This is a genomic window from Pseudomonas sp. 31-12 (genome assembly GCF_003151075.1).
Taxonomy (GTDB): domain Bacteria; phylum Pseudomonadota; class Gammaproteobacteria; order Pseudomonadales; family Pseudomonadaceae; genus Aquipseudomonas.
On record NZ_CP029482.1, the window covers coordinates 3,994,170 to 4,018,671 of the forward strand.

The window sequence follows — 24,502 nt, forward strand, 5'->3', positions numbered from 1 at the left end:
CCCGTGGGCCACCGCCGCTGTCCAATTCCCGTGTGGTCCAGACGATCAGTTGATCCAACTGTTGGTCCTGCAGCCTATGTCATTGCATTCGCTCGTTGCTATCTAACGCCCACCCCGGGCCGATAGCCGGATGAAACACGACCAAAGGTAGCTCACACATGGCAAATGAATCGAAATGCCCGTTCAATCACGCCGCTGGCGGTGGCACGACGAACCGCGATTGGTGGCCGAACCAACTGAATCTGAAGATCCTGCACCAGCACTCGTCCCTGTCCGACCCCATGGACGAGGGCTTCAACTACGCCGAAGAATTCAAGACCCTGGACTTTGAGGCGGTCAAGCGTGACCTCACGGCGCTGATGACCGACTCGCAAGACTGGTGGCCAGCGGACTTCGGCCACTATGGGCCGCTGTTCATTCGCATGGCCTGGCACGCCGCAGGCACGTACCGCACGGGCGATGGCCGTGGCGGTGCCGGCTCCGGTCAGCAGCGCTTTGCACCGCTCAACAGCTGGCCGGATAACGTCAGCCTCGACAAGGCGCGCCGGCTGCTCTGGCCGATCAAGCAAAAGTACGGCCGTAAAATCTCCTGGGCGGACCTGATCGTCCTCACCGGCAACGTTGCACTGGAGTCCATGGGCTTCAAGACCTTTGGTTTTTCCGGTGGCCGTGCGGACGTTTGGGAACCGGATGAAGACGTCTACTGGGGTTCGGAAAACAAATGGCTGGGCGGTGACACCCGCTACGGCAAAGACAGCGCTCCCGTGGAAGCTCCCGGTGACGGTCCACTTGTCGCCGAACCCGGTAAAAACGAGGAGAGCCGTACCGAACACGGCCGCAATCTCGAAAACCCGCTGGCCGCTGTGCAAATGGGCCTGATCTACGTCAACCCCGAGGGCCCGGAAGGCGAGCCAGACCCGGTCAGATCTGCCATAGACATCCGCGAGACGTTCGGGCGCATGGCGATGAACGACGAAGAAACCGTGGCGCTGATCGCTGGCGGTCACGCCTTCGGCAAAACCCACGGCGCAGGGCCTGCTGACAACGTCGGTGCCGAGCCCGAAGCAGCAGGCCTCGAAGCCCAGGGCTTTGGCTGGAAGAACAACTTTGGCACCGGCAAAGGCCCGGACACCATCACCAGCGGCCTGGAAGTGACCTGGACCACCACGCCCACAAAGTGGAGCAACAATTACCTGGAAAACCTGTTCGGCTTCGAGTGGGAACTGAGCAAAAGCCCGGCCGGTGCACACCAGTGGGTTGCGAAAAACGGCGCGGGCGCCGGCACCATCCCGGATGCTTTCGACCCGTCCAAACGGCGTAATCCGACGATGCTGACGTCGGACCTGGCCTTGCGCTTCGACCCGATCTACGAACCGATTTCTCGGCGTTTCCTGGAAAATCCGGATCAACTGGCCGATGCGTTCGCCCGCGCCTGGTTCAAGCTGATCCACCGTGACATGGGCCCTCTCTCCCGCTACCTCGGCCCGGAAATGCCCAGCGAAGAATTGCTGTGGCAAGACCCGATCCCGGAGGTCAACCATGCCTTGGTCAACGACAGTGACGTCGCCGCGCTCAAGAGCAAAGTGCTTGCTTCGGGCCTGAGCGTCTCGCAGCTGGTATCGACGGCGTGGGCAGCAGCTTCCACCTTCCGTGGCTCCGACAAACGTGGCGGCGCCAATGGGGGGCGTCTGCGTCTGGCGCCGCAGAAATCCTGGCAAGCCAACCAACCTGATCAACTGGCGAATGTGCTGGCGAAACTCGAAAGCATCCAGAGCGAGTTCAACAACAGCGGCAAGAAAGTCTCGCTGGCTGACCTGATCGTGCTGGCGGGTAACGCGGGCGTCGAACAGGCGGCGAAAAATGCCGGTCACAGCGTCACGGTGCCGTTCACCCCAGGGCGCATGGACGCTTCGCAAGAGCAGACGGATGTCGAATCCTTCGGCTTCCTCGAACCCATCGCCGATGGCTTCCGTAACTACCTCAAGTCCCGCTACAGCGTGTCGGCCGAGCATCTGCTGATCGACAAAGCGCAACAACTGACGCTCACCGCGCCAGAAATGACCGCGCTCGTGGGTGGCCTGCGCGTGTTGAACACCAATGTCGGGCAAACCAGACACGGCGTGTTCACCCAGCAGCCAGAAGCGTTGACCAATGACTTCTTCAAGAACCTGCTGGACATGGGCGTGGAATGGAAACCGACCTCAGAATCCAATGAAGAGTTTGAAGCACGCGATCGTAAAACCGGCGAAGTGAGGTGGACCGGAACCCGTGTTGACCTGGTCTTTGGCTCTCATGCGCAGTTGAGGGCGCTGGCTGAGGTTTACGCGAGCAGTGACACGAAGGAGAAGTTTGTGAAGGACTTCGTGGCGGCGTGGACCAAGGTGATGAACCTGGATCGCTTCGATGTGAAGTGATGCACTCGTTGAATCGGTAAGGCTTGAAAGGACCACCCCGACCCGGTGATACGGGTCGGGGGAATCCCTCTGAACTCACCTGACTATATAAGCTGCTGGGTCTTCGCGATCCGAGCGTGTTTCCAGCATCTCGATGGCCAGCGCAGTAAAGCAGTAACTCTTGTCTGCCCCAAAAACGATGACACCCTCGTCACAGAGGCGCCTGAGCACTTCCCGCACGCTGATAAACGCTAAATCGGTTGAGAAGGATTGCAGATAGGAATGCACTCCGCGCACACCGATGGGCGTTCCGTCTCTCGCGGCGACCAGCAAGGCATCGATCACTTTCAAGCGAATAAGGCTGGTGCGCAATCCGTAATAGCGAAGCAACGCCCGGATGTGCTCGTTGGAACTGCGCTCGAAATCGAATGCCCGGTGAGCAGACGTCGATTGGAATTTCAGAGTTGCGAGGGTCGCCGATGCTGAGGTGTTTAACATTCGAATACTCCTTTTCAAATACTTTCATGCATCAAGAAATGCACACGTGGTTATTCACCAAACGTTACCGCCGACGACCCGCCGCCATTAGAAATCGACCGTAGCCGACAGCTGCAGCGTCCGCGGATAACCCGCAGAGAACGCACCATACGAGGCGACGCCAGACCAGTACTCTCGATCGAAGACGTTCTGCACCGTGGCGCGGAACGTCGTAGGTCGACCTTCGATTTTGGTGGTGTAGCGAGCGCCCGTGTCGAAGCGCGTCCAGGCATCCAGTTCCTGGGTATTGGCCTGATTCACATATTGGCTGCCGGTATAGATCGCGCCGCCAGTGAGCGTGAAGCCCTCCAGCCACGGGGTGTCCCATTCGGCCCAGAGGTTGGCTTGTACGTCGGGCACGCCCACCGGTTCGTTGCCTCGGTTAGCGGCTGTGGCGGAATCCGTCAGTTCGCCATCGAGGAAGGTCACGCCGCCCATCAAGCGAGTACCCGGCGCAACTTCGCCGAACATGCTCAGCTCAACGCCGCGGTTGCGTTGTTCGGCCTGCACCGAGAACACGTTGCCTGCGCCGATTTCTCCGCTGGGCTTTTCAATCTGGAACAACGCCAGGGTAGTCATGAACGTGCCATGTTCATATTTGACGCCGATTTCGTGTTGCTTCGACTCATAAGGCGCAAAGGTTTCACCGGAGTTGGCGGCGGTGCCTGGTGCTATATCACCTTTACTCAAACCCTCGACATAGTTGTAGTAAAGCGACACGTCTTCCCAGGGTTTGACCACCACGCCGACCAGCGGCGTCGTGGCGCTGTCGTCATATTTAGAGCTGACCGAACCTGTCGCGGTGTAGTTACGCGACTCGATGTCCTGTTTACGCACACCCAAGGTCAGCTGGATGCGGTCGTCCAGCACGGACAAGGTGTCGGTCAGCGCCACACCGGACAACTCCGACTCGGAAATGCGCAGCACCTTTGGCGCGTGGAGGAATTGTTCGGGCACCTCCACCGGGTGGTAGATGTTCGAACGGATTTCGGTTCCGTTGGTGATGCCCCGGGACAATTCATCCTGATACCGGGTCGCCATCAGCGTGGTCGTGTGGGTGACCGGCCCGGTGGCGAACACGCCACGGATACCCACGTCGGCCGTCGAGCGATCGACGTTGAATTTGTAGTAGCCGGGAATGTTGCTGGTATCGCCGGCGTTGTTGAGGATTCTCGGCACCTGGTCGGACTTGCGCTTGACGTCTGCCTTGCCGCCACCGGCATGGGCGAATACGGTGACCGCGTCAGTCAGATCATATTCGCCGCCCAGCAACGCCGACTGCTCCCTGGTGTCGGACCATCCCCAATCCTGCGTCAAGTTAGTACGACCATTGGGCGCAGAGGGAATATCGACACCCGGCGCCACCGTAAAGGGCCGCGAGGGAGCCTCGAAGCTTTCTTTCTGGCTGATGAAGTCAAGGTTCAAGCGCAGTCGCTCCCCTTGATAATCGAGCGCAATGGCCCCGATATCGACCGATCGTTCCTGGTCGTCAACGGCGGTATCGCCCCCCTGGAGGCTGCCGTTGAAGCGCACGCCGAACTGGTTCTCGTCGCCAAAACGACGGCTGATATCCAGATGACCGCCTGCTTGCGAGTCCGACGCGTAACTCGCGGTAAAGCGCGTCAGGTCTTCGGCCAGTGGCCGCTTGGGCACGATATTGATCACGCCGCCGACACCGCTGTTCGGCGAGATCCCGTACATCAAGGCCCCCGGCCCCTTGAGCACTTCGACGCGTTCGGCGTAGTCGGTGAACACCCGATAGTTGGGCGCCACGCCATACACGCCGTCGAAGGCCAGCTCGCCCAGGTTGCCTTCGCCCACCGCGAAACCGCGAATGAAAAAGGAATCGACGATGCCGCCGGTTTGACCGGTGGAGCGCACTGATGGATCTCGTTCCAGGGCATCGGCAACGGTCATCGTTTGCAGGTCGGCCAATGTCTTGGCGGTGTAGCTGGTTACACTGAACGGCGTATCCATCACATCTTTGTTGCCCATCATCCCCAGGCGCGCACCGCGAGCAACCTGCCCACCGGCAATGACTCCCGGCAGCACGGTCGGGCTGGTGTAATCGGCAGTGATGTTGGTAGAGCCGAGTGTCAGGCCATCGGCATTCGGGTTTGCCGAAGCGTCAGGTGTCTTGGCGACGTCAGCATCCTGTTGCTGTTGGGCGGCAGCCCAGGTGTTGGCGCTTCCTGCGACCAGGGCAAAACTCAGCATGGCGGTACGAATGGCCTGCGTTAACGCGCGCTCACCGCATGGTCGACTGGCAACGGACATGACGTAAGGATCCTTTTGGGCAAGAGAAAATGGTAATCACTCCTATTGCCAGTCGACCCGCGAAAAAGTATCACCCTCTCTTCGAAAATTTTTGGGCTCCTCGGCCGTAAAGCCGAGGAGCCTGCCCGGTCAATCACACGTACAGGCAGTCGAGCGGTATCGCGATCACCGGCAAGGCCGGGTCGAACGCATGCCGCGTGGTCTTGTACGGAAACAGCTCGCCACGGGCAATCGTGGTGAAAATCCGTGCCACCTCGAACGTTTGCCCGGTCTGCCAATGCCACACACAAACGCGCGGGTCGGCGTAATCGAGCTGGATGCACGGGACCCTTTTCAACCCCAGTTGCAGCGCCGCGTTGAACCGGTGATTGCCGTCCATCACGATGCCTTTCGAGCGCTCGACGATGATCGGTTCCAGCCAATGCCCGGCCCGGATGATGGCCTCGCGCAGCAACGCCACATTGGCTGGATCGACCTGTTCCGACTGCAACACATCGCACATTGGCCGCAGCGCAATCTGATAACCGTGCCCCATGATTCATCTCCTGTTCGACGGTGGCTCAGCAGGCATCGGCCTTGGCAACCAGCGCGTATCGACTGGCCACGTCCAGCAGACGCTGCGCCTGTTCGATGAGGGGCAGATCGACCATCTCACCGTCCACTTGCACCGCATGACTGCCTCCGGCCACGGCGCTCAAGACTCGATCCGCCCAGGCCAGCTGGCGCGCATCAGGCAGGAAGGCCCGCTGGACAGTGCCCAACTGTGCGGGATGGATGCAGAGCTTGGCGCCAAACCCCAGGGAGCGGGCGTAACGCGACTCCTGCGCAACCACCGTCATGTCACTGATCGCCGGTGTCACGCCATCGATCGGTGCCGGCAAATCGGCGGTACGCGAGGCCAGCACAATCCGGTTTCGAGCGAACAGAAAGGCCTCGGGGATCTGGCTGCAATTGATATCCAGGGAAAAATCCAGCGAGCCAAATGCCAGGCGTGCCAACCCCGGAATTTCGGCAATCGCCTCGACCTGTTGCAAGCCTTTGGCGGTCTCGATGATGGCGACGATCTTGAGTTCGGGATTCCATGCCAGCAGGTCTTCGACGACCCGGAACAAGTCCTCGGGGCGTTCCGCCTTGGGCAGGAAAATACCCGCGCAGCGCTCGGGATAACGCATGTCCCTGAGCCAGGTCAGGTCTTGGCGAAAGAGCGCACTGCTGACGCTGTTCAGACGGATGTAACGCTGGCAGCGCACCGTCGGCGTGCTCTCCTGCCAAGCCCAGATTGCGGCTCGCGCGGCGGCTTTGCTTCCCGGATGAACGGCATCCTCGAGGTCAAGAATGATTGCATCCGGAGCCGCATCGACCGCTTTGGAAAAACGTTCGGGACGATTGCCTGGAACGAACAGGTAGCTGATGGGAAGCGTGGCTTGGGTGCTGAGACGATCAGTTGTCATGAATCTCTCCTTGGCATGCATCAGTCGTGGGTTTCAAAAAAAATTCGGGTATCTGCGGCGTTGAATTTCCGAGCCTGGAAACGGCGTGTTGCATCAACCTTCAACGCCTTGTTCATCAAGGTTTTAAGGTGTTTTTTCAGGCAGGAACGCATGCTTGCAAGAGCGTGCAAATAATCGCTTTTGCACTCTTGCTCAACGGGTGGACATCCAAAATATTTGAAAACCTTACTTGATAATCGTTCGCGTTAGCAATATTGTTCTCGCCGCCAAGAGAAACAATTCTCGAATCAAAGCAAGCGTTCATGTTTACGGGAAGTACAGAGCAGTGATGTCATTTGAATGTCAGCTGCTGGCACTTTACAAGAGGTTAGGCCATCAACTAATGGCCGAACAATCTGTCCCTATAAACCTTATGGAATGGGGTTCTCATGCAATTGTTTTGTATAGCATTTATGACGACTATTACCCCTGACACATTCTCGGGTTTTATCTGGCATCCGCCTCCTGAATCATTAAGCGCTCGTGCCTGACGAGCGCAAAGATCACACCTATCGATAACGTTTAGTTGTCGAAATATGAATGGCGAGATTTTCGATGCCAAGGGTTAACTATGCCTATTACAATTGCGTCGTCATTAGATGAACGGATTGAAGTTCATCAGCCAGAACTGCTTAAACCGCTGCTCGACCCTGTTGTGGCACAACTGATTCATCACTATCCGCAAACACTTCTGGAACTGGTGTCTCAATACGGATCTCCCTTGAATCTGGTGTGGCCACATGCTTTTGAACTCAACACCCGCGCCCTCTTGGCGGTGTTGAAACAGCACGATGTGCAGCACGCTATTTTCTATGGCGCCAAAGCCAATAAATCCCAATGCCTGCTTGGCGCGGCATCAGACTCTGGCATCGGCATCGACGTTTCAAGCCTTCACGAAATGGACGCAGCGCTGCGATCCGGCCTACCGGCGCAACGTTTGTGCGCCACGGGACCGGCCAAAACCACGGTGTTTCATCGGGCATTGGTGCAGGCCGGCTCACTCATTTGCGTGGACTCCCTGGAAGAGTACGGTCACCTCACTGCGCTGATCGAATCCATGCCGGAACCCGTGAAAGCCAGGGTTTTACTGCGTTACAGGCCACAGAGCTGCCCGAGCAGCCGTTTCGGAATGGGTGCGAGTGAGGTGCTTCAATGCCTGCAACACCTGACTGAACACCGCGAAACTTTCCACTTCGAAGGTTTCCATTTTCACCTCGGCGGCTATGGATTCGAAACCCGGGTACAAGCCTTTCGTGAGGTCAGCGGTTTCGTCGAAGCGGCGCGGGAGATGGGGTTAAACCCAACCATGATCGACATCGGCGGAGGCTTGCCGATGCGTTATGTCGAGCCTCAGGCCTATAGCAGTTTTTTACAAAACGATAATGAGCCGAGCAACTACGAAAACCAGAAAGTTCCAGCCTCTTTTTACCCATACGGCAGTAGCCTGACTGCCTGCCAGTGGCTGGCCTTATTTCTCGAAGCTGATTATTCAGCAGGACAGTCCATTGCGAGCTATTTGAAAGCCCAGCCTTTAACGCTGGCACTGGAGCCCGGCAGAAGCCTGGTGGATCAGGCGGCCATTTCCGTGTTTCGCATTACACGCACCAAACAGCTGACAAACAACAGAACCGTCATCTTTGTTGAGGGCAGTAGTTTCAGCGCTTGCGAGACGTGGTTCTCATCCGAATATCTCGTGGACCCGATACTCATCAGCTCCGGCCAACTACCGCACTCCCCGATACAAGCTTACATCGCCGGCCACAGTTGTCTGGATGACGATGTCATCACCCATCGCTTGATCAATTTCAGTACTTCACCGCAGGCGGGTGACTTATTGATTTACGTTAATACCGCCGGTTATCAGATGGACTTGCTGGAGAACGAGTTTCATCGCCATCCCCTGCCCCGGCGATTGATGGCGACCTGTTGTACGGAAGGTAACTACGCGTTTTCACCGGACTACTAAAAGGGAATATTTCAAATGATACTGAATAAAGTCTCGGACCTTATTGGCAATACGCCAATGTTGGGTATTGATGTTCCTGATACGAACGCCAGGTTGTTGCTCAAGATTGAAAAGAACAATCCCGGCGGCAGCATAAAAGACCGCATGGCACGCAACATGGTGCTCGCGGCGCTCAAGTCAGGAAGGCTGAAACCAGGTGGCGTGGTCGTCGAATCGTCTTCCGGCAACACCGGCATCGGCCTGGCCATGGCGGCCGTCGAGTTCGGCCTGCATTTCATCGCTGTGGTCGATCACCACGCGGCTCAAGACAAGATCGCCGTGATGAAGGCACTGGGCGCCGAAGTCCGGTTTGTCGCGGGGACCTACCGCGAAGATGAAGTCGCCGTGGTCGAGCGCCAACGGTTAGCGGCCGAACTCGCGTCGCAGATTCCGGGCGCGGTGTTCATGAACCAATCCGACAATGCCGCCAACGCCGGCGGGTATAGCGATTTCGTGCGCGAAACCATTGCCCAGGCCGAAGGTCGTGTCGGCGCCTACGTCGGTTGTGTCGGCACCGGCGGCTCGATGACAGGAATCGCTCGAGGGCTGAAACTGCACAACCCCGACACCGTCACTGTCGCTGTCGAACCGGCCGGTTCCATCGTCTTTGGCCATCCCGGCTATCCGTACTATCAATCAGGCACCGGCACCCCGGCCGGGGACACCGTGGGCCTGGTGCTCGACTACAGCTGCATCGACCTGGGTGTGCAAGTCACCGATTCCCAAGCCTTCGAAACGGCACGGTACATCGCTCGCAACCTGGCCTTGCTGGTCGGTGGATCCACTGGTGGCGCCATCTTCAAAGCACTGGAACTGATTCACAAAGGCGTGCTGACCGGCAACGTCGTGGTGCCGATCGCCGATGGCGGCGAGAAGTACCTGCGCACAGTATTTGACGACAAATGGCTGGAAGAACGCGACCTGCTGGACCCGAATGTCGCGCCGCAACTGGATATCTGGCTGGGTAAAACCCAATGGCTGGACTCCGTCTCCACGCCTCTGCAATTGAGCGTCGCATGACGCTTCTCCCACACAGGAACGCCTCTCAATGAAACCGCTGAAAGTCGCCATCTGTGGCGGAGGCAGGACCGGTCACCTCAATGCCATCCTGTTCAAACAGCTGCCCAATGTTCAGGTCTCGATGCTCACCAGCAACCTGGAGATCGTTGATCAACACGCTCGCCATACGCCGATGCAGGCGTTGATGCCGGACGGCTCGACGCTGAGCGCCCGGCTGGACCGGGTGACCACGGATGCCAGCGCAGCCGTCGAGGATGCCGACATCGTCATCATTACCGTGCCGGCCCATGCCCGGCCGCACACCCTGCAAGCGATTGCCCCGCATCTGAGTTCGAGCAAACCGGTGTACATCGGTGCGATCCCCGGCTTCTGCGGTTTCGACTGGCTGGCCGAAGCCACGCTGGCCGACCGGCCGAACCTGGTGATCTGGGGCATGAAAGATGTCCCGCACACGGCGTTCGATCTCAAGCCCGGGCTGTCGATCAAAATGGGCGGCGGCAAAAGCCAGTTATACGTGGCGACCCACGCCAGGGAGTCGCAAGCCTCCCGCCAGCACCTGCAGGACATGCTCACCGTGCTCTACGGCCCGTGCGTGACGATGCTCGACAACTACCTCGAAATCACCCTCACCCCGGGCAACCCGATCATGCACAGCTCGGTGATTTACGGGCTGATCGGGCCCTACGGCCAATGGCATCGCAAGATCTTTCCCCAGCGCATGTGCTGGTGGACCGAATGCCCCGAATTGGGCGCCTATTTCCTGGAGCGCATGGATCAGGAAAGTCAGGACCTGTGCGCCGTCATCAGCCAGCGAATGGGTGTCGACCTGTCTTCGGTCAAATCCCTGAAGCAGGAAATTGTCGAGGCGTACGGTGAACAGATTCGCGACCAGAGCAGCATGCTGTCGATCCTGCGCACCAATCAGGCCTACAACGACATCCTTGCGCCCATGGTGCCCGCCGATGACAACCGCGCCGGTTACGTGATCGAACGCGAGAGCCGCGCCTTCAACGAAGACGTCGCCTACGGCCTGGTGCTGCTGGTGGAAATGGCCAGGCGTTTCGAGCTCAAAGTTCCCTACATCGAGGAAGTCCTGCACTGGAGCGTTTCCTACATGCAAGGCCTGCGCGATTCGGCGCTCGATTACTTTCCAAGCCAATGGCCGCGCACGGCATGAGTCGCGCCCTCGCCTCTTCATTTACTTATCGACGAGCAGATAGCTGATATGGATGACCTCAAAACACTGATCGCCTACTCCCGCAAAAACGCCATGCGACGGTTGATTCGTTGCCTGTTTGCCGAAAACATTCTGGACCGTTCGACCCTGGTTTTTTCCGCCGAGGGGAACCAGGCCACCTACCCACTGAAGAACGCCCCTGCCCACGTGTTTTTCACTGAAATCGCCATGGGACCGGCCGACACCCTGGTCAACGACGGTGACGTGGTGCTGGTGACCGATGAAGGCGTCCGCCAGGTGATTCACAGTCATCAGGACTTGCTGTACGTGCTGCGTGACAGCTTCGACTTCGAACCGACGGATGAAGGCATGGCCGGGCTCAAGTCGGACATGGAAAACAGCCTGCTGAACGATGCCCATGCTCGCCAGTATCGCCAGGAATGGAACGCGCGCCTGGCCGACGCCGCCAAAAGCCATGGCCTCGACAGCCTTACCGACTATCTTCGCCAACACGCCAGCACCAAAGATGCGGCCATCCTGCTGGACCAATGGGGCTCGCTGGAAGGTCACCCGTATTATCCGACGTGGAAATCCCGCCCGGGCCTGAGTGACGCCGAAGTCGAGCAACTGTCGCCTGAATTCAACGCCCACGTACCGCTGCGTATTGCAGCGTTGCGCGCCGACATGGCCAAAAGCGAAAGCATGCCGCACGTCACCAGTTACCACGCCTGGTTTGCCACGAACTTCCCGGTGCAATGGGAACAATGGAAGGCTTCGCTGAATGACAAAGGCCTGGACGAAACCCGGTGGCTACCGCTGCCGATTCACGCCTGGCATCTGCAGGCCTACGTGCTCAAGACGTTTGCCGCGGAAATCGAAGAAGGCATCCTGATCACTGAGGGGCCGGACCTTCAGACCCTGCCGACCATGTCGTACCGCACGATGATGCCGGTGCTCGACGAAACAGCGCCGCTGATCAAATTGCCGATCGCGTTGTGGATGACCAGCGAGCTGCGCAGCCTGCAAGCGAAGTCAATTCACATGGGGCCGCGCATCAGCACGGTGATCACCAAGATCCTCGCCGCCGAAAACGGCTTCGACCAGCAACTGGAGATTTTCCCGGAAGAGATCGGCGTGCGTTATAAAAACGCGATCACCCAGGACGATGCGCCTGGCCGTCATCTGTCAGTGGTCTATCGCGCCAGCCAGCAGGCGTTTGAACGCAGCGACGATTGCCTGCCGATTACCGTGGCATCGTTGTTCACCCGGTTGCCCGGCAGCGGTCGTCCGCTGTTTACCGACCTGATCGAACGCGACGGCGTTCGGGCCAGCGCCGACACGGTCGAGACCTGGTTCCGCCAATACGCCAACGTGGTCACCCGCCCGGTGGTGGCGATCTATCTGCTGTACGGCATCGGGCTTGAAGCACATCAGCAAAACACCATGGTGCTGTTTTCCCCCGATGGCAAAGCACGTAGTCTGCTGATCCGCGATTTCGGCGATGGCAGGACCTATGCTCCGTTGCTGGAGGAACGCGGTTACACCCTGCAACCGCATGTTCAGCCCGGCATCTTGCCGACGGTGTTCGTCGAGGATATCGAGCCGGTGCGCATGTTCGTACTGGACGCGGCGTTCCTCACGCACCTGCACGAAATGGCCCTGTGGCTGACGAAGGAGTACGCGTTGAACAACACCCGGATGTGGGAGATCTTGCGTGAAGAAACCGAGAACGCCTTCGCAGCCGTGCGTGACCGGGTCTCGCCAGCGCTGTGGGAAGTCGAGCGCAAAGCGTTCGTTCAGGACCCATGGCCCACCCGGTCGTTGTTGCGCATGCATTTGATGCAGTACTCCAACTATCGTTTGCAGCACACGCTGACCAACCCGCTTGATGCTGTTTAACCACCGAGGCTGACTCATGTCCCATGCAGGTCCCATCCAGGGTTCGCGAGTAAGAATCCTGATTTATCTTCTGTTCGCGATCCAGCTCATCTCCATGGGCGCGATGGAAATGAGCGGGCCGTTCTGGCCCGTCCACCTGCGTGGGCTGACCGCTTCGGAATCGGTATTCAGCTTCGCCAGCATCGCCGTCTACGTCGGTCCGATGCTGGGCATTATCCTGACCAGCGCCTTCTGGGGCCGTATCGGCGATCGCTACGGCCACAAGCTGATGATGATCCGCGCCCTCGCCGGTTTGTCATTGACCCAGCTTGGCCTGGCCCTGTTCAGCGACATCTGGGTGATCCTGATCCTGCGCTTCCTGCAAGGCGCTTTCGCCGGGTACATCGCCCCGGCACAGGCTTACGGTGTCAGCATCGAAGCACCCTCGCGGCGGGCGCGATTGTTTGCGATCCTGCAGATATCGACCAACGTCGGCTCGTTGCTCGGCGCCGTCGTCGGTGGCCTCATCCTCGATTACGCGACCTTCTTCTGGATCAACATCATCGCTTCGGTCCTGTGCGCCATTTGCACCGTGGTGGCGGCCGTGACGTTGCCGGATGTTCCGCCCGTAAAGAAAACGCCGGTCGTGGACACGGCGACTCCGGTCAGGCGCTCAGGCAGCGTCTGGCAAGGTTCGCCCCTGTTGTCGCTGCTGGGCGTCATGGGCATTCTGCTGTTGGCGCGGATGCTGCCGCAGACCTCCTTCTCGCTGTATGTCAGCTCGGTGTTCGAGGTCAGCAACTCGGTCGTCGGCTTGTGTTACGGCTTGCTGGCACTGGGTTTCATCCTCTCGGCCACCGCGTGGTCGCGCTACTTCGAGCACCGCACCCAACAGGAAACCCTGCACCGCATCACCTACATTGTCATCGGCTGCGTGGTCCTGACCGCGGTCGCTGGTGTCACACGCAGCCCCGCCGTGTTTGTCATTGCCTACTTCATATGGGGCGTACTGCTGGGCGCCACCACACCAGTGCTGATGGCCCTGATCTCGAAAACAGCCGACAGCTCACAACAGGGCTATGTGCTGGGGATTGCGCAGAGCACCGCGCAATTCGCCTCGATTGCGGGGATCTCGGCCGGTGGTTTGCTCAGCCAGGTCTATGGCTTGCAGTACACCTACCTGTTTGTGTGTCTGGCCTATGTCGTCGCGCTGATTCCCATCATCGCCCTGCGTTACTGGCCGGTGGTCATGCAAACGAGCCAAGCCCCACCCGGCGACTGATTTAGGAGTCTTGCGTTGAACATTGCACAACTGCGTGCCGACACCCCCGGTGTCGAGCAGCTGATTCACTTTAACAATGCCGGCGCGGCCTTGATGCCCGACCCGGTGATCGATGTCATGACCCGCCACCTTCAATTCGAAGCCAGACTCGGTGGCTACGAGGCGGCCGGGCAACGTGCGGCTGAACTGGAGAATGTCTACGGCGCCATCGGCCGCCTGATCAATGCTGACCCCGACGAAATCGCCGTCATCGAAAACGCGACCCGCGCCTGGGACATGGCCTTTTATTCATTGCCGCTGCAACCCGGTGATGTGGTGCTGACCTCCACCACCGAATACGCCGGCAACTTCATTCCTTATCTGCAGCTGAAACAGCAGCGCGGCATTGAAATCCGGCTCATTCCCAACGATGAACAGGGCCAGGTTTCACTTGGCGCCTTGCAGGACATGCTGGGCGATGAGCGCGTCGCGTTGGTGTCTTTGCCGATGATCGCGACCAACGGCGGACCGGTTCAGCCCATCGAGCAGATCGGTGCGCTGGCCCGGGATGCCGGCGTGCTGTTTTTGCTCGATGCCTGCCAGGGTGTCGGGCAAATGCCGATCGATGTGCGCAAAATCGGCTGTCACCTCCTCGCCGCGACCAGCCGAAAATACCTTCGGGGGCCCAGGGGCATGGGCTTTCTATACGTTGAAAAGTCGCTGTGCCAAAACCTTGAACCGGCGTTTCTCGACCTGCATGCCGCATCGTTGCTGACGCCAGACACCTTCAAGATCCGTGACGATGCCCGCCGCTTCGAAAACTGGGAATGCAACGTGGCCGCGAAACTGGGCCTGGGGGCAGCGGTTGAATACGCACTGGCACAAGGCATCGAGCCGATGTGGCAGCGCATTCAGCAACTGGCGAACCACTTGCGGCATCGACTGGCCGAAGTCCCTGGCGTCACACTTCGCGACAGAGGTGCCCTCACGTCCGGGATCGTGACGTTCACGCGCCAGGACAGCAGCGCCGCACACGTACAGCAATGGCTTGCGGGACAAGATAAACGGATCAACGTCTCCACCTCGACATTCCGCTCAACCCTGCTCGACATGCAGCAACGAGGTTTGCAGGAAGTCAGCCGCGCCTCGGTCCACGCTTACAACACCGAAGGCGAAATCGACGCCCTGATTGAAGCGCTGATGCGCATGCCGCGAATCTGAAAACGGGATGCAGAATCGCCCTTGCGTCGGAGCGTCTTTGTCACTTAGCATTGGGAATACTTCTCAATTGCAAAAAAGCCGCCGCCATGAGCGATACCCTTCCCGCGAATAACAGCAATCATCTGCGCGCGATCGAAGCCCTGTACAGCGGCCATCACGGCTGGCTGTACGCCACGCTGCGAAAAAAACTGGGTAACGCCATGGATGCGGCGGATCTGGCGCAGGACACCTTCACTCGCATACTGGCCTCCCAGGTCACGGTCATCGAGCAACCCCGGGCCTACCTGAGCTGCGTGGCCAAGGGCATTCTGGTCAATTGGTATCAGCGCAAGGCACTTGAACGCGCCTACCTTGATGCCCTCGCGCACCTGCCCGCGCCCGAAGTGCCTTCGCCGGAATTGCGCTTCATCGTGCTGGAGACCCTGCACGAGATCGACGCGATGCTCGACACCCTTCCCCCGCTGGTCAAACGCGCATTTTTGCTGTCGCAGATCGGCGGCCTGAAATACGACGACATTGCCGAGCAGTTGAACGTCTCGCTGATCACCGTCAAGCGCTACATGAAGCAAGCCTTCGTGCAGTGCCTGATGCTGGTGGAATAAATGCTCACTCGGCGCAATGACCCGCAGCTCGACCCCAAGGTGCTTGAAGAAGCAGCCGAATGGCTGATGCGCTTGAGTGAAAGCGAGCTCAGCGACGCCGAGCATGCCGAATGGGAATGCTGGAAGGCCAGCACGCCCGAACGTAATCGTGCGTGGTCGCGCGCGCAGTTGCTGCAGAGCAAGCTCGGCGGGCTGCCATCGTCCTTGGCGATGTCGGCACTGGATCGCCCGAGCAATCCCGAACGTCGCGTCGCCCTGGGCAAACTGGCGATGCTCCTGGCCGTTCTGCCTGCCGGTTGGGGCAGCTGGAAACTGGTGGAATCACAGCAATGGTCCGCCGATTACCGGACGGCCGTGGGTCAGCGACGCGAATTGACCCTCGCCGACGGGTCGAATATCACCCTGAATACCGACACCGCCATCGATGTGATCTTCGACGCCAATCAGCGGCTCATCAACGTGCGCGAAGGGGAAATACTGGTGCAGACCGCCCCCGATACTTCGCCGCTGGCACGCCCCTTCCTGGTCAGCACACGCCAGGGCCGAATGCAGGCATTGGGCACGCGATTTACGGTTCGCGAACTGCAGCCCCGCACCCATCTTGCTGTACTGGACGGCGCGGTGAGGGTCGAATTGTCAGATAGCAGCCAAGCAGTCCCGCTGATCATCAACGCCGGACAACGCACCGATTTTTCATCCCGCACGTTTGGCCAGGTGACCCCGACAGACCGCTACGTCGGGGCCTGGACCCAAGGCATGCTCATGGCCGACAAGATGCGTCTTGCGGATTTCGTCGCCGAGTTGGCGCGTTATCGCAGAGGCTTCGTGCGGTGTGATCCGACCATTGCCGAGCTGCGCATTTCCGGCGCCTTTCCGATCAGCGATACCCAGCGCACGCTGAACATGCTGGTGCAAACCTACCCGATACTCGTCACCGGTCACTTGAGCGGTTACTGGGTGACGCTCTCTCCCGCCTGACCTCGTGCCAAAAAAGTTGCCGCAAGGGTGATACTTTTTTTGATCTCAACTGGCAAGGACAGGAACAACCTTTTCACCTCGTCCATAGGTCATCCATTCATGCTCGTTGCGCGGCAACCACGGCCGGACCGTCTGCTCAAGCCAGTGATTCGCAGTGTGTTGCTCAGCCTTGCCTTGGCCGGTGCCGCGTGCCCGCTTGTCTTGGCCGCCGTACCGTCGCAACAGGACTCCACGGTTGTCCGCGCCTACAACATTGCTCCCGGACCGCTTGGCGCAACCCTGTCGAGTTTTGCCGTGGATGCCGACATTGCCTTGTCGTTCCAGCCCTCGATCACCGAAGGCCTGGTCAGTCCGGGGCTGTCCGGTACTTACTCCACACAGGAGGCGACTACACGGCTGCTGGCCGGAAGTGGCCTGGAAATGGTTTTACGCGACGACGGCAGCTACACCCTGGTGGTACACCAGTTGACCCTGGAAGAAACGGCGATCAATGGCACCGACCGACGTACCCAAGGCTTGCCCCCGGTGTATCCGGGAGGCCAGGTCGCCAGCGGCGGGCGCCTCGGCATGCTGGGCAATACCGATGTAATGGACGCACCCTTCAGCGTCAGCAACTACACCTCGACGTTGATCAAGGATCAGCAGGCGGTCACCGTGGGCGATGTGCTGGAGCGTGACTCCTCGGTGCGTTCCACGGGCCAGACCGGAGGCATAGTCGATTCGTTCTTCATTCGTGGATTTCCGGTCGGTGAAGGCAATCTCGGTGAACTGGCGTTCGACGGGGTTTACGGTGTGGCCTCCAACTACCGGGTGTTCACCGAGTACGTCGAACGCATCGAAGTGGTGAAAGGTCCTGGTGCCCTGCTCTATGGCATGTCACCCAACAGCGCCGTTGGTGGCGTGATCAACGTCGTGCCCAAGCGTTCTCTTGACGAGGATTTGACCCGGTTCACCGCCAGTTACGCCATGGATTCGCAGCTCGGCGGCCACCTCGACGTCAGTCGACGGTTCGGTGAGGAACGCCGGCTCGGTGTTCGGATCAACGGCAGTGTCCAGCAAGGCGACACGGCCATCGACAAGCAAACCCGGGACATCGACATCGGCGCCATCTCCCTGGACTATGCGGGTGATCGCCTGCGGACTACCTTGGACCTGATCAGCCAGCAAGAACAATTTGACGCCGCGTCCCGACCGTTTCTCATCGCTCCCGGCGTACCGATCCCCTCTGCGGCCAACGGTCGTACCAGCGTGAGCCAGGACTGGGGTTGGTCCGAAACCCGTGATCAGTCGGCGTTGTTCGGCGGCGAATACGACCTTGACGATGCCCTGACCGTATTTGCTCACGCCGGTGGCGGCAAATCGGAGGTAGCGCGGATGTCCGATCAGACTCCGACGATCATCAATGCGGCCGGCGACACCTCTTCGATTCCCGGCTACTACAAATTCGAAGTCCAGCGCTACACGGTCGACGCTGGTGCCCGCCTGCGCTTCGAGACCGGGCCGATCAGTCACAGCACCGCACTGCAAGTCACCCGTTATCGCGATGAGTTGTCCCGAGGCATCATTTCCGGCCCGGCAATACTGTCGAATATCTACCACCCGGTGGACCGTCCAGAACCCTCGATCGCCACACCGGACACCCCGAAAGTCTCCGAGAGCGAACTGTCAGGCGTGGCCCTGGCCGACACCCTTTCAGTGCTGGACGAGCGCTTTCAAGTCACCGTCGGCTTGCGCAAACAGAACATCAAATCCGATAACTACAATGCGGCCGGGACGGTCACGACCTCCTACGACAAAAGCAAAACCACGCCGCTGTTCGGCGTCGTCGCCAAACCCTGGGACCACGTGTCGTTCTACTACAACTACATCGAAGGCTTGAGCAAGGGTGACACCGCACCGTCCGCCGCCTCGAATGCGGGGGAGATATTTTCACCTTACATCTCCCGGCAACAGGAAGTCGGGGTCAAGGTCGACTACGGCAGCTTCATGTCCACACTTGCGCTGTTCCAGATCAAGAAGCCCAGCGGCGAATTGGCCTCTGGCGTGTTCTCGGTACAAGGCGAGCAACGCAATCGCGGTGTGGAGCTCAATGTGTTTGGCGAGATCGCCCCAGGCACCCGCCTGCTCGGTGGCGTAACCCTCCTCGACGGCGAACTGACCCAGTCCGGCGTTGCCGCCAACCGTGGCAATAAACCGGTCGGTGTCCCTGACGTTCAGGCCAACCTCTGGGCCGAATGGGACACGCCGTGGGTCGAGGGCCTGACGCTGACCAGTGGCGCGATCTACACCGCCAGCCAGTACGTGAACCAGGCCAACACCCAGGAACTGGATGCCTGGACCCGCTTCGATGTCGGTGCGCGCTTCGCGACCCGCATTGCGGAACACCCGACCACATTGCGCGCCACCGTGCAGAACGTGTTCGACCGCGAGTATTGGTCGGGCGTCGCCTCGTACGGAGCGTTCTCCCAAGGTTCACCCCGCACCCTGCTGCTGTCGGCCACCGTCGATTTCTGAAACGTTCGGCCCGGCGACTTGCGTCGTTGTCCGATCTGACTTCTGTAAAGGAATAAACCATGGTTACCTTCTTCCGACGATCTCAAACCTTCGCTGCGCTGCTGTTCGCAGGACTGCTGGGCCTGTCGCTGTGCGCTCTGACGCCACGCCACGCGCTCGCCGCCGACCCGGATCCCGCGCTCGCCACGGTGACCGATTTGCTCGGGCGCAAGGTCAAGGTTCACCTTCCGGTCAGGCGGGTCATTCTCGGCGAGGGTCGCCAGTTGTACCTGGTCGCCGCGCTGGATACGCAAAACCCCATTGAACGCATCGTCGGTTGGCGCAAGGACCTGATCCAGTCGGACCCGGACACCTACGGCGCCTATCTGCGCAAGTTTCCCGCCATCGCCAAGATCCCGACATTCGGCGGTTTTGAAGACGGCACTTTCGACATCGAGCAGGCGATCTCCCAGCAACCCGATGTGATCATCCTCAATATCGAAGCGCAGCACGCCACCGAAGACGCGCGCTACATCGAGAAACTCGACGCCCTGGGGATTCCCGTGGTGTACGTCGACTTTCGCAACAACCCGATGCAAAACACCGAGCCGACCATGCGCCTGTTCGGCCAGCTGTTCGGCAAGGAAGCGCGCGCCGAGGCCTTTATCGATTTTCGTAACCAGCAGATCCACCGAGTCACCGACGTCATTGAAGCGCGCCACCCTTCCCGCCCCAGCGTGTTTATCGAGCGCATCGGTGGCTACACGGATGATTGCTGCCTGAGTTTCGGCAACGAGAATTTCGGACTTTTTGTCGACATGGCCGGTGGCAACAACATTGCCCGAAACATCATCCCCACCACCTTCGGCCAGTTGAACCCCGAGCAAGTCATCGTCGCCAACCCGGACCAGGTGGTTGTCACCAGCGCCAACTGGGAAGCCTTTGCACCCGGTGGTCATTGGGTCGGGGTAGGCCCCGGTGCAGACATGACCCAAGCCCGGCACAAACTGGGGTGGTACACACAACGTCCCGCCTACGCGGGCATCAAGGCTCAGGACGACCACGCCTTTCATGCCATCTGGCACCAGTTCTACAACAGCCCCTACCAGTTCGCGGCCATCCAGCAACTGGCGAAATGGTTTCATCCGACGCTGTTTGCCGATCTCGATCCGGACGCGTCATTGCGCGAACTGCATGAGCGATTTCTGCCGGTGCCTTACGAGCCCGGCTACTTTGTCAGCCTGGACAAGCCTGAGGTGAAGCAATGAGTTCATTGAACGAAGCAATGGTCGTTCAACGCGACACCTACCGTCGACTGGTGCTGCGCAAACGCCTGATCCTTGGCGGGCTCCTGGTGTTATTGATTTGCAGCGTGCTGCTTGACCTGGCCCTTGGGCCAGCGAGCTACAGCCTCACTGAAGTGCTCGGCGCGCTGTTTTCGCCGGACACCGCTTCAGCGCAAGTACGCGTGGTGATGTGGGAAATCCGTCTGCCCGTGGCGCTGATGGCCGTCGCGGTCGGTGCCGCGTTGTCATTGGCGGGCGCACAGATGCAGACGATCCTCAACAACCCGCTGGCCAGTCCGTTCACCCTGGGCATTTCTGCTGCCGCCAGTTTCGGCGCTGCCATGGGGCTGGCCTTTGGTGTGGCGCTGTTCCCTCTGGCGGCGCAGTACATGGTGCCCGTGAATGCGTTCATCATGGCCATGCTGTCCGCGCTGCTGATCCACTTCCTGAGCCTGCGCCGTGGTGTCACCGCCGAGACCATCGTGCTGCTCGGCATTGCCCTGGTGTTTACCTTTAATGCGCTGTTGGCCCTGGTGCAGTTTTTTGCCACCGAACAAGCCGTCGCGGCCGTCGTGTTCTGGACCATGGGCAGCCTGACCAAAGCCACCTGGCCGAAACTCGGTGTGATTTGCCTGGTCATCCTGATCACCCTGCCGATCTTTGCCAAGCGCGCCTGGGCATTGACGGCCCTGCGGCTGGGCGATGACAAGGCCGCGAGTTTCGGGATCAACGTGCGCAGTCTGCGTTTTCAGACGCTGATCATGGTCAGCCTGCTCGCCTCGTTCCCGGTGGCCTTTGTCGGCACCATCGGGTTTATCGGACTGGTCGGTCCGCACATCGCACGGATGCTGATTGGCGAGGATCAACGGTTCTTCCTGCCAGCCTCTTTGCTAACGGGCTCGCTGATACTTTCCGCCAGTTCGGTCGTCAGCAAAACCCTGATCCCGGGCGCGATTTTCCCCATCGGCGTCGTCACGTCACTGATCGGCGTGCCGTTCTTCATATCTCTGATTCTCAGCGGGAAGAAAAACTCATGGTGAAGATCCAGCTCGATAACCTCGGCGCCCGTTATGGGCAGCGCGAGATCATTTCAGGCGTCACCACGGCCGCCTTCACGGGGGGTCAGGTGGTTGCCGTGGTCGGGCCGAACGCAGCGGGTAAATCCACCTTGTTCAAACGCATGGCCGGGCTGATTGACGGGCCGGGCCAGGTCATTCTGCAGGACTCGAAAAAGGGTCATCAGGGCATCAGCTACATGCCGCAGGGCCTGAACGCCAGTGCCCGCCTGACGGTCTACGAATCAGTGCTGCTGGCGCGTAAGCAACTGACACCGGGCTGGGTCGTCCACGACGATGAATTGAAGCTGGTCGACGAGATTCTCGGCGCGCTCGGAATTACCGAACTGTCCTTTCGCAACCTCGGTGAACTCAGCGGCGGCCAGCAACAGTTGGTGTCCATCGCACAAACGCTGGTGCGCGAACCGGAGATCCTGCTGATGGACGAGCCGACCAGCGCACTGGACATGCACCGGCAGGTGCAAGTACTGAATTTCATGCGGGCACTGGCTCGAAAACGCGAGGTCATCGTGTTCATCGCGATCCACGATCTGAATCAGGCGTTGCGCTTTGCCGACCAGGTATTGGTGATCGCCAACGGGACGACCCAAGGCAGTGGACCGAGCAACGAAGTGATTACCGAGCGGATGCTGCGTAACGTTTACAAGGTCGAGGCGCGGATAGAAACCTGCAGTCGCGGGCAGCACCATATCCTGATTGACGATATCGTTTGATCACGTGAGCCATCCCGGATTGAGTGACGTGTCAACCACTGGCGGCCGAGCCGGATTCAACGAGGATCCGGACTCAGGGCTGGCGCTGGACCATTGAGAAAAGCACTCCAGACTTCATAAGCATCGTGATGTCGTTTAGTCGCAACGTCCCAGTCGGGCCCGGAAACACAACGGGATGACACCAGCGTCATCATGCCCATCGTGGCAGCATCCAGTTCGATCAGCAGTGCATGAGAATGGATTCTGAAGTCTTCTAGCGAAGTCATAATGTAAGTCCCAGCGGATATCACCGCTATCGAGAAGCAAGCACCTCTCAGGGTGTTGAGTGCCACCACCCCGAATAATTCATATTTTCCAACGTCATCCTGCAATCACCTGTTGCTCTCCTCGATTGTCCCTTTCTGGTTGACAGTCAAACCGTTTTCACCCTCTTTTCCCCCTTCCTGCAGATCATTAATCTGAGCCCATGTTGAACGAAGCCACTTACCCCTCTCGATAAAGGATTTCATCATGAGCAACGCCACTTACAACCGCCTGAACAAAGACGACGCCGTAGTGTTGATGATCGACCACCAGACAGGTCTGATCTCGCTGGTGCAGGACTTCTCGCCCAACGAGTTCAAAAACAACGTACTGGCCCTGGCTGACGTGGCGAAGTTCTTCGAACTGCCAACCGTCCTGACCACCAGCTTCGAACAAGGTCCCAACGGCCCACTGGTACCGGAGCTCAAGGAAATGTTTCCGGACGCGCCTTACATTGCCCGTCCTGGCCAGATCAACGCCTGGGACAACGAAGACTTCGTCAAGGCGATCAAGGCGACCGGTCGCAAACAGCTGATCATTGCCGGCGTGGTGACCGACGTCTGCGTGACCTTCCCGACGCTGTCGGCCCTGGCTGAAGGATTTGAAGTGTTCGTGGTCACGGATTCTTCCGGCACCTTCAACACCACCGTGCAACAGGCGGCGTGGAACCGCATGACCCAAGCCGGTGCGCAAATGATGAACTGGTTTTCGGTAGCCTGCGAGTTGCAGGGCGACTGGCGCAACGACATCGAAGGCCTGGGCAACCTGCTGTCCCAGCGCATTCCGAACTACCGCAACCTGATGAACAGCTACTCGGCATTAGCAGCCCGCCAGGCGTAAACCTGACGCGCAAAAACCAAGGCCCGCTTTTGCGGGCTTTTGGCCGTCTCCTGCCTGTACACCCCGATTTTCAATCGAACCCCTCCTACCCCGAAAGGTCTGCATCTGTATTGCCCCTCTGGATTAAGCTGCCATGTCTGCGCACCACAGCCTTGTTGTACTCGCTCGGGGCGGATATGCCGCTCGAGGCGTTCTTTACCTGATCATCGGCATCTTCGCGTTATTGGCGGCTCAAGACTCGACTAAACCGAAGGACAGTCACCGGAGCCTCGAGGCAGTGTTAAGCCAGCCTTTCGGTTATGTATTGGTCGGATTGGTGGTGGCCGGCCTGCTCGCATTCGCCTGTTGGCGAGTGTTGCAAGCCATACGCGACGTCGATCATCACGGTAACGATATGAAGGGGCTGGTCATCCGGGCAGGATTGTTCGCAGGAGGTTTGGTCAACGGCGCGCTGGCGTTTTTTGCGTTGGGCTTGCTGATCAGCGGCATCCGAAACTCGGGGGATTCGGGCGGTGGGCAAACCAAGGATCTATTGGCAGATCTGTTGTCCTGGGAACACTCGAATGTATTGGTGTACCTTGTCGCACTCATCCCTCTCGGCGTAGGCATCGCTCACATCATCAAAGGCTGGAAGTCCACGTTCGAACAATATTTTGAAGCGGACGAAGACGTGATGCGCTACGTCCGCCCGGTCTCTCGGTTCGGCCTTATCGCCCGTGGCGTGGTGTTTATCGAGATCGCCCTGTTGCTGATCATCAGTGGCTCCCGCTATAAAGCCATGGACCCACCCGGCATGAAGGAGGCGCTCGATGCGCTGCAGAATCTGCCGGCCGGCGGCGTGATTTTGATGGTGATGGCCTTGGGCTTGATCGCCTTTTCGGTCTACAGCTTGTCCGAAGCCGCCTGGCGCAAGATCAACATGGATGTGCCTGGCGTACCGGGCGCATAACGG

At 59.2% G+C, this 24,502-nt stretch carries 19 protein-coding genes; 15 read left to right on the forward strand and 4 right to left on the reverse strand.

All coding sequences use genetic code 11. The features are described 5' to 3' along the window. The first annotated feature begins 158 nt into the window (after window positions 1-158). The gene (katG, locus tag DJ564_RS18815; protein WP_109632303.1) at window positions 159-2,414 is read left to right on the forward strand and encodes a catalase/peroxidase HPI; all 2,256 of its coding nucleotides are present in this window, start codon (window positions 159-161) and stop codon (window positions 2,412-2,414) included. A gap of 75 nt (window positions 2,415-2,489) precedes the next feature. On the opposite strand, the gene DJ564_RS18820 is transcribed toward katG, so the two are convergent. From DJ564_RS18820 to DJ564_RS18835, 4 genes are all read right to left on the reverse strand, one after another. Further along, window positions 2,490-2,891, reverse strand: a complete 402-nt coding sequence (locus DJ564_RS18820) for a fe2+ zn2+ uptake regulation protein (protein ID WP_109632304.1) — start codon at window positions 2,889-2,891, stop codon at window positions 2,490-2,492. A gap of 87 nt (window positions 2,892-2,978) precedes the next feature. Continuing rightward, window positions 2,979-5,207 carry a TonB-dependent siderophore receptor gene (locus DJ564_RS18825; protein WP_109632306.1) on the reverse strand — a complete coding sequence of 743 codons (2,229 nt, stop codon included), beginning with the start codon at window positions 5,205-5,207 and terminating at the stop codon, window positions 2,979-2,981. A 133-nt stretch (window positions 5,208-5,340) separates the two neighbouring features. Beyond that, window positions 5,341-5,742: a ParB N-terminal domain-containing protein gene (locus tag DJ564_RS18830; protein WP_109632308.1), complete on the reverse strand. Its 402-nt coding sequence runs from the start codon at window positions 5,740-5,742 to the stop codon at window positions 5,341-5,343. Between the two features lie 25 nt (window positions 5,743-5,767). Next, entirely contained in the window at window positions 5,768-6,658 is an 891-nt protein-coding gene (locus DJ564_RS18835; protein WP_109632310.1) for a CoA ester lyase, read from the reverse strand. A 610-nt stretch (window positions 6,659-7,268) separates the two neighbouring features. Here DJ564_RS18835 and DJ564_RS18840 point away from each other — a divergent pair. The 14 genes from DJ564_RS18840 (at window position 7,269) to DJ564_RS18910 (ending at window position 24,499) form a co-directional block, all read left to right on the forward strand. Next, a complete protein-coding gene (locus tag DJ564_RS18840) occupies window positions 7,269-8,663 on the forward strand; it encodes a Y4yA family PLP-dependent enzyme (protein WP_109632312.1) in 1,395 nt (464 codons plus the stop codon). A gap of 15 nt (window positions 8,664-8,678) precedes the next feature. Continuing rightward, window positions 8,679-9,722 carry a PLP-dependent cysteine synthase family protein gene (locus DJ564_RS18845; RefSeq protein WP_109632314.1) on the forward strand — a complete coding sequence of 348 codons (1,044 nt, stop codon included), beginning with the start codon at window positions 8,679-8,681 and terminating at the stop codon, window positions 9,720-9,722. 28 nt (window positions 9,723-9,750) lie between these two features. Next, entirely contained in the window at window positions 9,751-10,899 is a 1,149-nt protein-coding gene (locus tag DJ564_RS18850; RefSeq protein WP_109632316.1) for an NAD/NADP-dependent octopine/nopaline dehydrogenase family protein, read from the forward strand. Window positions 10,900-10,947: 48 nt separating this feature from the next. Then, window positions 10,948-12,798 carry an IucA/IucC family siderophore biosynthesis protein gene (locus DJ564_RS18855; RefSeq protein ID WP_109632318.1) on the forward strand — a complete coding sequence of 617 codons (1,851 nt, stop codon included), beginning with the start codon at window positions 10,948-10,950 and terminating at the stop codon, window positions 12,796-12,798. 16 nt (window positions 12,799-12,814) lie between these two features. Then, complete coding sequence (locus DJ564_RS18860) at window positions 12,815-14,059, forward strand: MFS transporter (RefSeq protein WP_109632320.1); 1,245 nt, start codon at window positions 12,815-12,817, stop codon at window positions 14,057-14,059. A 15-nt stretch (window positions 14,060-14,074) separates the two neighbouring features. Then, the gene (locus DJ564_RS18865; RefSeq protein WP_109632322.1) at window positions 14,075-15,259 is read left to right on the forward strand and encodes an aminotransferase class V-fold PLP-dependent enzyme; all 1,185 of its coding nucleotides are present in this window, start codon (window positions 14,075-14,077) and stop codon (window positions 15,257-15,259) included. A gap of 86 nt (window positions 15,260-15,345) precedes the next feature. Further along, window positions 15,346-15,861: a sigma-70 family RNA polymerase sigma factor gene (locus DJ564_RS18870; RefSeq protein ID WP_109632323.1), complete on the forward strand. Its 516-nt coding sequence runs from the start codon at window positions 15,346-15,348 to the stop codon at window positions 15,859-15,861. Beyond that, window positions 15,862-16,839, forward strand: coding sequence for a FecR domain-containing protein (locus DJ564_RS18875; protein WP_109632325.1), 978 nt, complete (start codon window positions 15,862-15,864; stop codon window positions 16,837-16,839). It abuts the gene before it with no gap. Between the two features lie 99 nt (window positions 16,840-16,938). Beyond that, window positions 16,939-19,353 (forward strand): TonB-dependent receptor, encoded by a 2,415-nt coding sequence (locus DJ564_RS18880; protein WP_109632327.1) that lies wholly within the window; start codon window positions 16,939-16,941, stop codon window positions 19,351-19,353. A gap of 59 nt (window positions 19,354-19,412) precedes the next feature. Next, window positions 19,413-20,600 (forward strand): ABC transporter substrate-binding protein, encoded by a 1,188-nt coding sequence (locus DJ564_RS18885; protein WP_109632329.1) that lies wholly within the window; start codon window positions 19,413-19,415, stop codon window positions 20,598-20,600. Beyond that, the gene (locus DJ564_RS18890) at window positions 20,597-21,658 is read left to right on the forward strand and encodes an iron ABC transporter permease (protein ID WP_109632332.1); all 1,062 of its coding nucleotides are present in this window, start codon (window positions 20,597-20,599) and stop codon (window positions 21,656-21,658) included. Before DJ564_RS18885 ends, DJ564_RS18890 begins: the two co-directional genes overlap by 4 nt. Continuing rightward, window positions 21,652-22,407, forward strand: a complete 756-nt coding sequence (locus tag DJ564_RS18895) for an ABC transporter ATP-binding protein (RefSeq protein ID WP_109632334.1) — start codon at window positions 21,652-21,654, stop codon at window positions 22,405-22,407. Before DJ564_RS18890 ends, DJ564_RS18895 begins: the two co-directional genes overlap by 7 nt. 510 nt (window positions 22,408-22,917) lie before the next feature. After that, on the forward strand, window positions 22,918-23,550 hold the full coding sequence (gene ycaC / locus DJ564_RS18905) for an isochorismate family cysteine hydrolase YcaC (protein ID WP_105348963.1): 633 nt from the start codon (window positions 22,918-22,920) through the stop codon (window positions 23,548-23,550). A gap of 133 nt (window positions 23,551-23,683) precedes the next feature. After that, complete coding sequence (locus DJ564_RS18910) at window positions 23,684-24,499, forward strand: DUF1206 domain-containing protein (RefSeq protein WP_109632336.1); 816 nt, start codon at window positions 23,684-23,686, stop codon at window positions 24,497-24,499. Window positions 24,500-24,502 lie beyond the last annotated feature (3 nt).

Coding starts and splice junctions, on each gene's coding strand:
- katG (WP_109632303.1), top strand. CDS start 159: ATGGCAAATGAATCGAAATGCCCGTTCAATCACGCCGCTGGCGGTGGC.
- DJ564_RS18820 (WP_109632304.1), bottom strand. CDS start 2,891: ATGTTAAACACCTCAGCATCGGCGACCCTCGCAACTCTGAAATTCCAA.
- DJ564_RS18825 (WP_109632306.1), bottom strand. CDS start 5,207: ATGTCCGTTGCCAGTCGACCATGCGGTGAGCGCGCGTTAACGCAGGCC.
- DJ564_RS18830 (WP_109632308.1), bottom strand. CDS start 5,742: ATGGGGCACGGTTATCAGATTGCGCTGCGGCCAATGTGCGATGTGTTG.
- DJ564_RS18835 (WP_109632310.1), bottom strand. CDS start 6,658: ATGACAACTGATCGTCTCAGCACCCAAGCCACGCTTCCCATCAGCTAC.
- DJ564_RS18840 (WP_109632312.1), top strand. CDS start 7,269: ATGCCTATTACAATTGCGTCGTCATTAGATGAACGGATTGAAGTTCAT.
- DJ564_RS18845 (WP_109632314.1), top strand. CDS start 8,679: ATGATACTGAATAAAGTCTCGGACCTTATTGGCAATACGCCAATGTTG.
- DJ564_RS18850 (WP_109632316.1), top strand. CDS start 9,751: ATGAAACCGCTGAAAGTCGCCATCTGTGGCGGAGGCAGGACCGGTCAC.
- DJ564_RS18855 (WP_109632318.1), top strand. CDS start 10,948: ATGGATGACCTCAAAACACTGATCGCCTACTCCCGCAAAAACGCCATG.
- DJ564_RS18860 (WP_109632320.1), top strand. CDS start 12,815: ATGTCCCATGCAGGTCCCATCCAGGGTTCGCGAGTAAGAATCCTGATT.
- DJ564_RS18870 (WP_109632323.1), top strand. CDS start 15,346: ATGAGCGATACCCTTCCCGCGAATAACAGCAATCATCTGCGCGCGATC.
- DJ564_RS18875 (WP_109632325.1), top strand. CDS start 15,862: ATGCTCACTCGGCGCAATGACCCGCAGCTCGACCCCAAGGTGCTTGAA.
- DJ564_RS18880 (WP_109632327.1), top strand. CDS start 16,939: ATGCTCGTTGCGCGGCAACCACGGCCGGACCGTCTGCTCAAGCCAGTG.
- DJ564_RS18885 (WP_109632329.1), top strand. CDS start 19,413: ATGGTTACCTTCTTCCGACGATCTCAAACCTTCGCTGCGCTGCTGTTC.
- DJ564_RS18890 (WP_109632332.1), top strand. CDS start 20,597: ATGAGTTCATTGAACGAAGCAATGGTCGTTCAACGCGACACCTACCGT.
- DJ564_RS18895 (WP_109632334.1), top strand. CDS start 21,652: ATGGTGAAGATCCAGCTCGATAACCTCGGCGCCCGTTATGGGCAGCGC.
- ycaC (WP_105348963.1), top strand. CDS start 22,918: ATGAGCAACGCCACTTACAACCGCCTGAACAAAGACGACGCCGTAGTG.
- DJ564_RS18910 (WP_109632336.1), top strand. CDS start 23,684: ATGTCTGCGCACCACAGCCTTGTTGTACTCGCTCGGGGCGGATATGCC.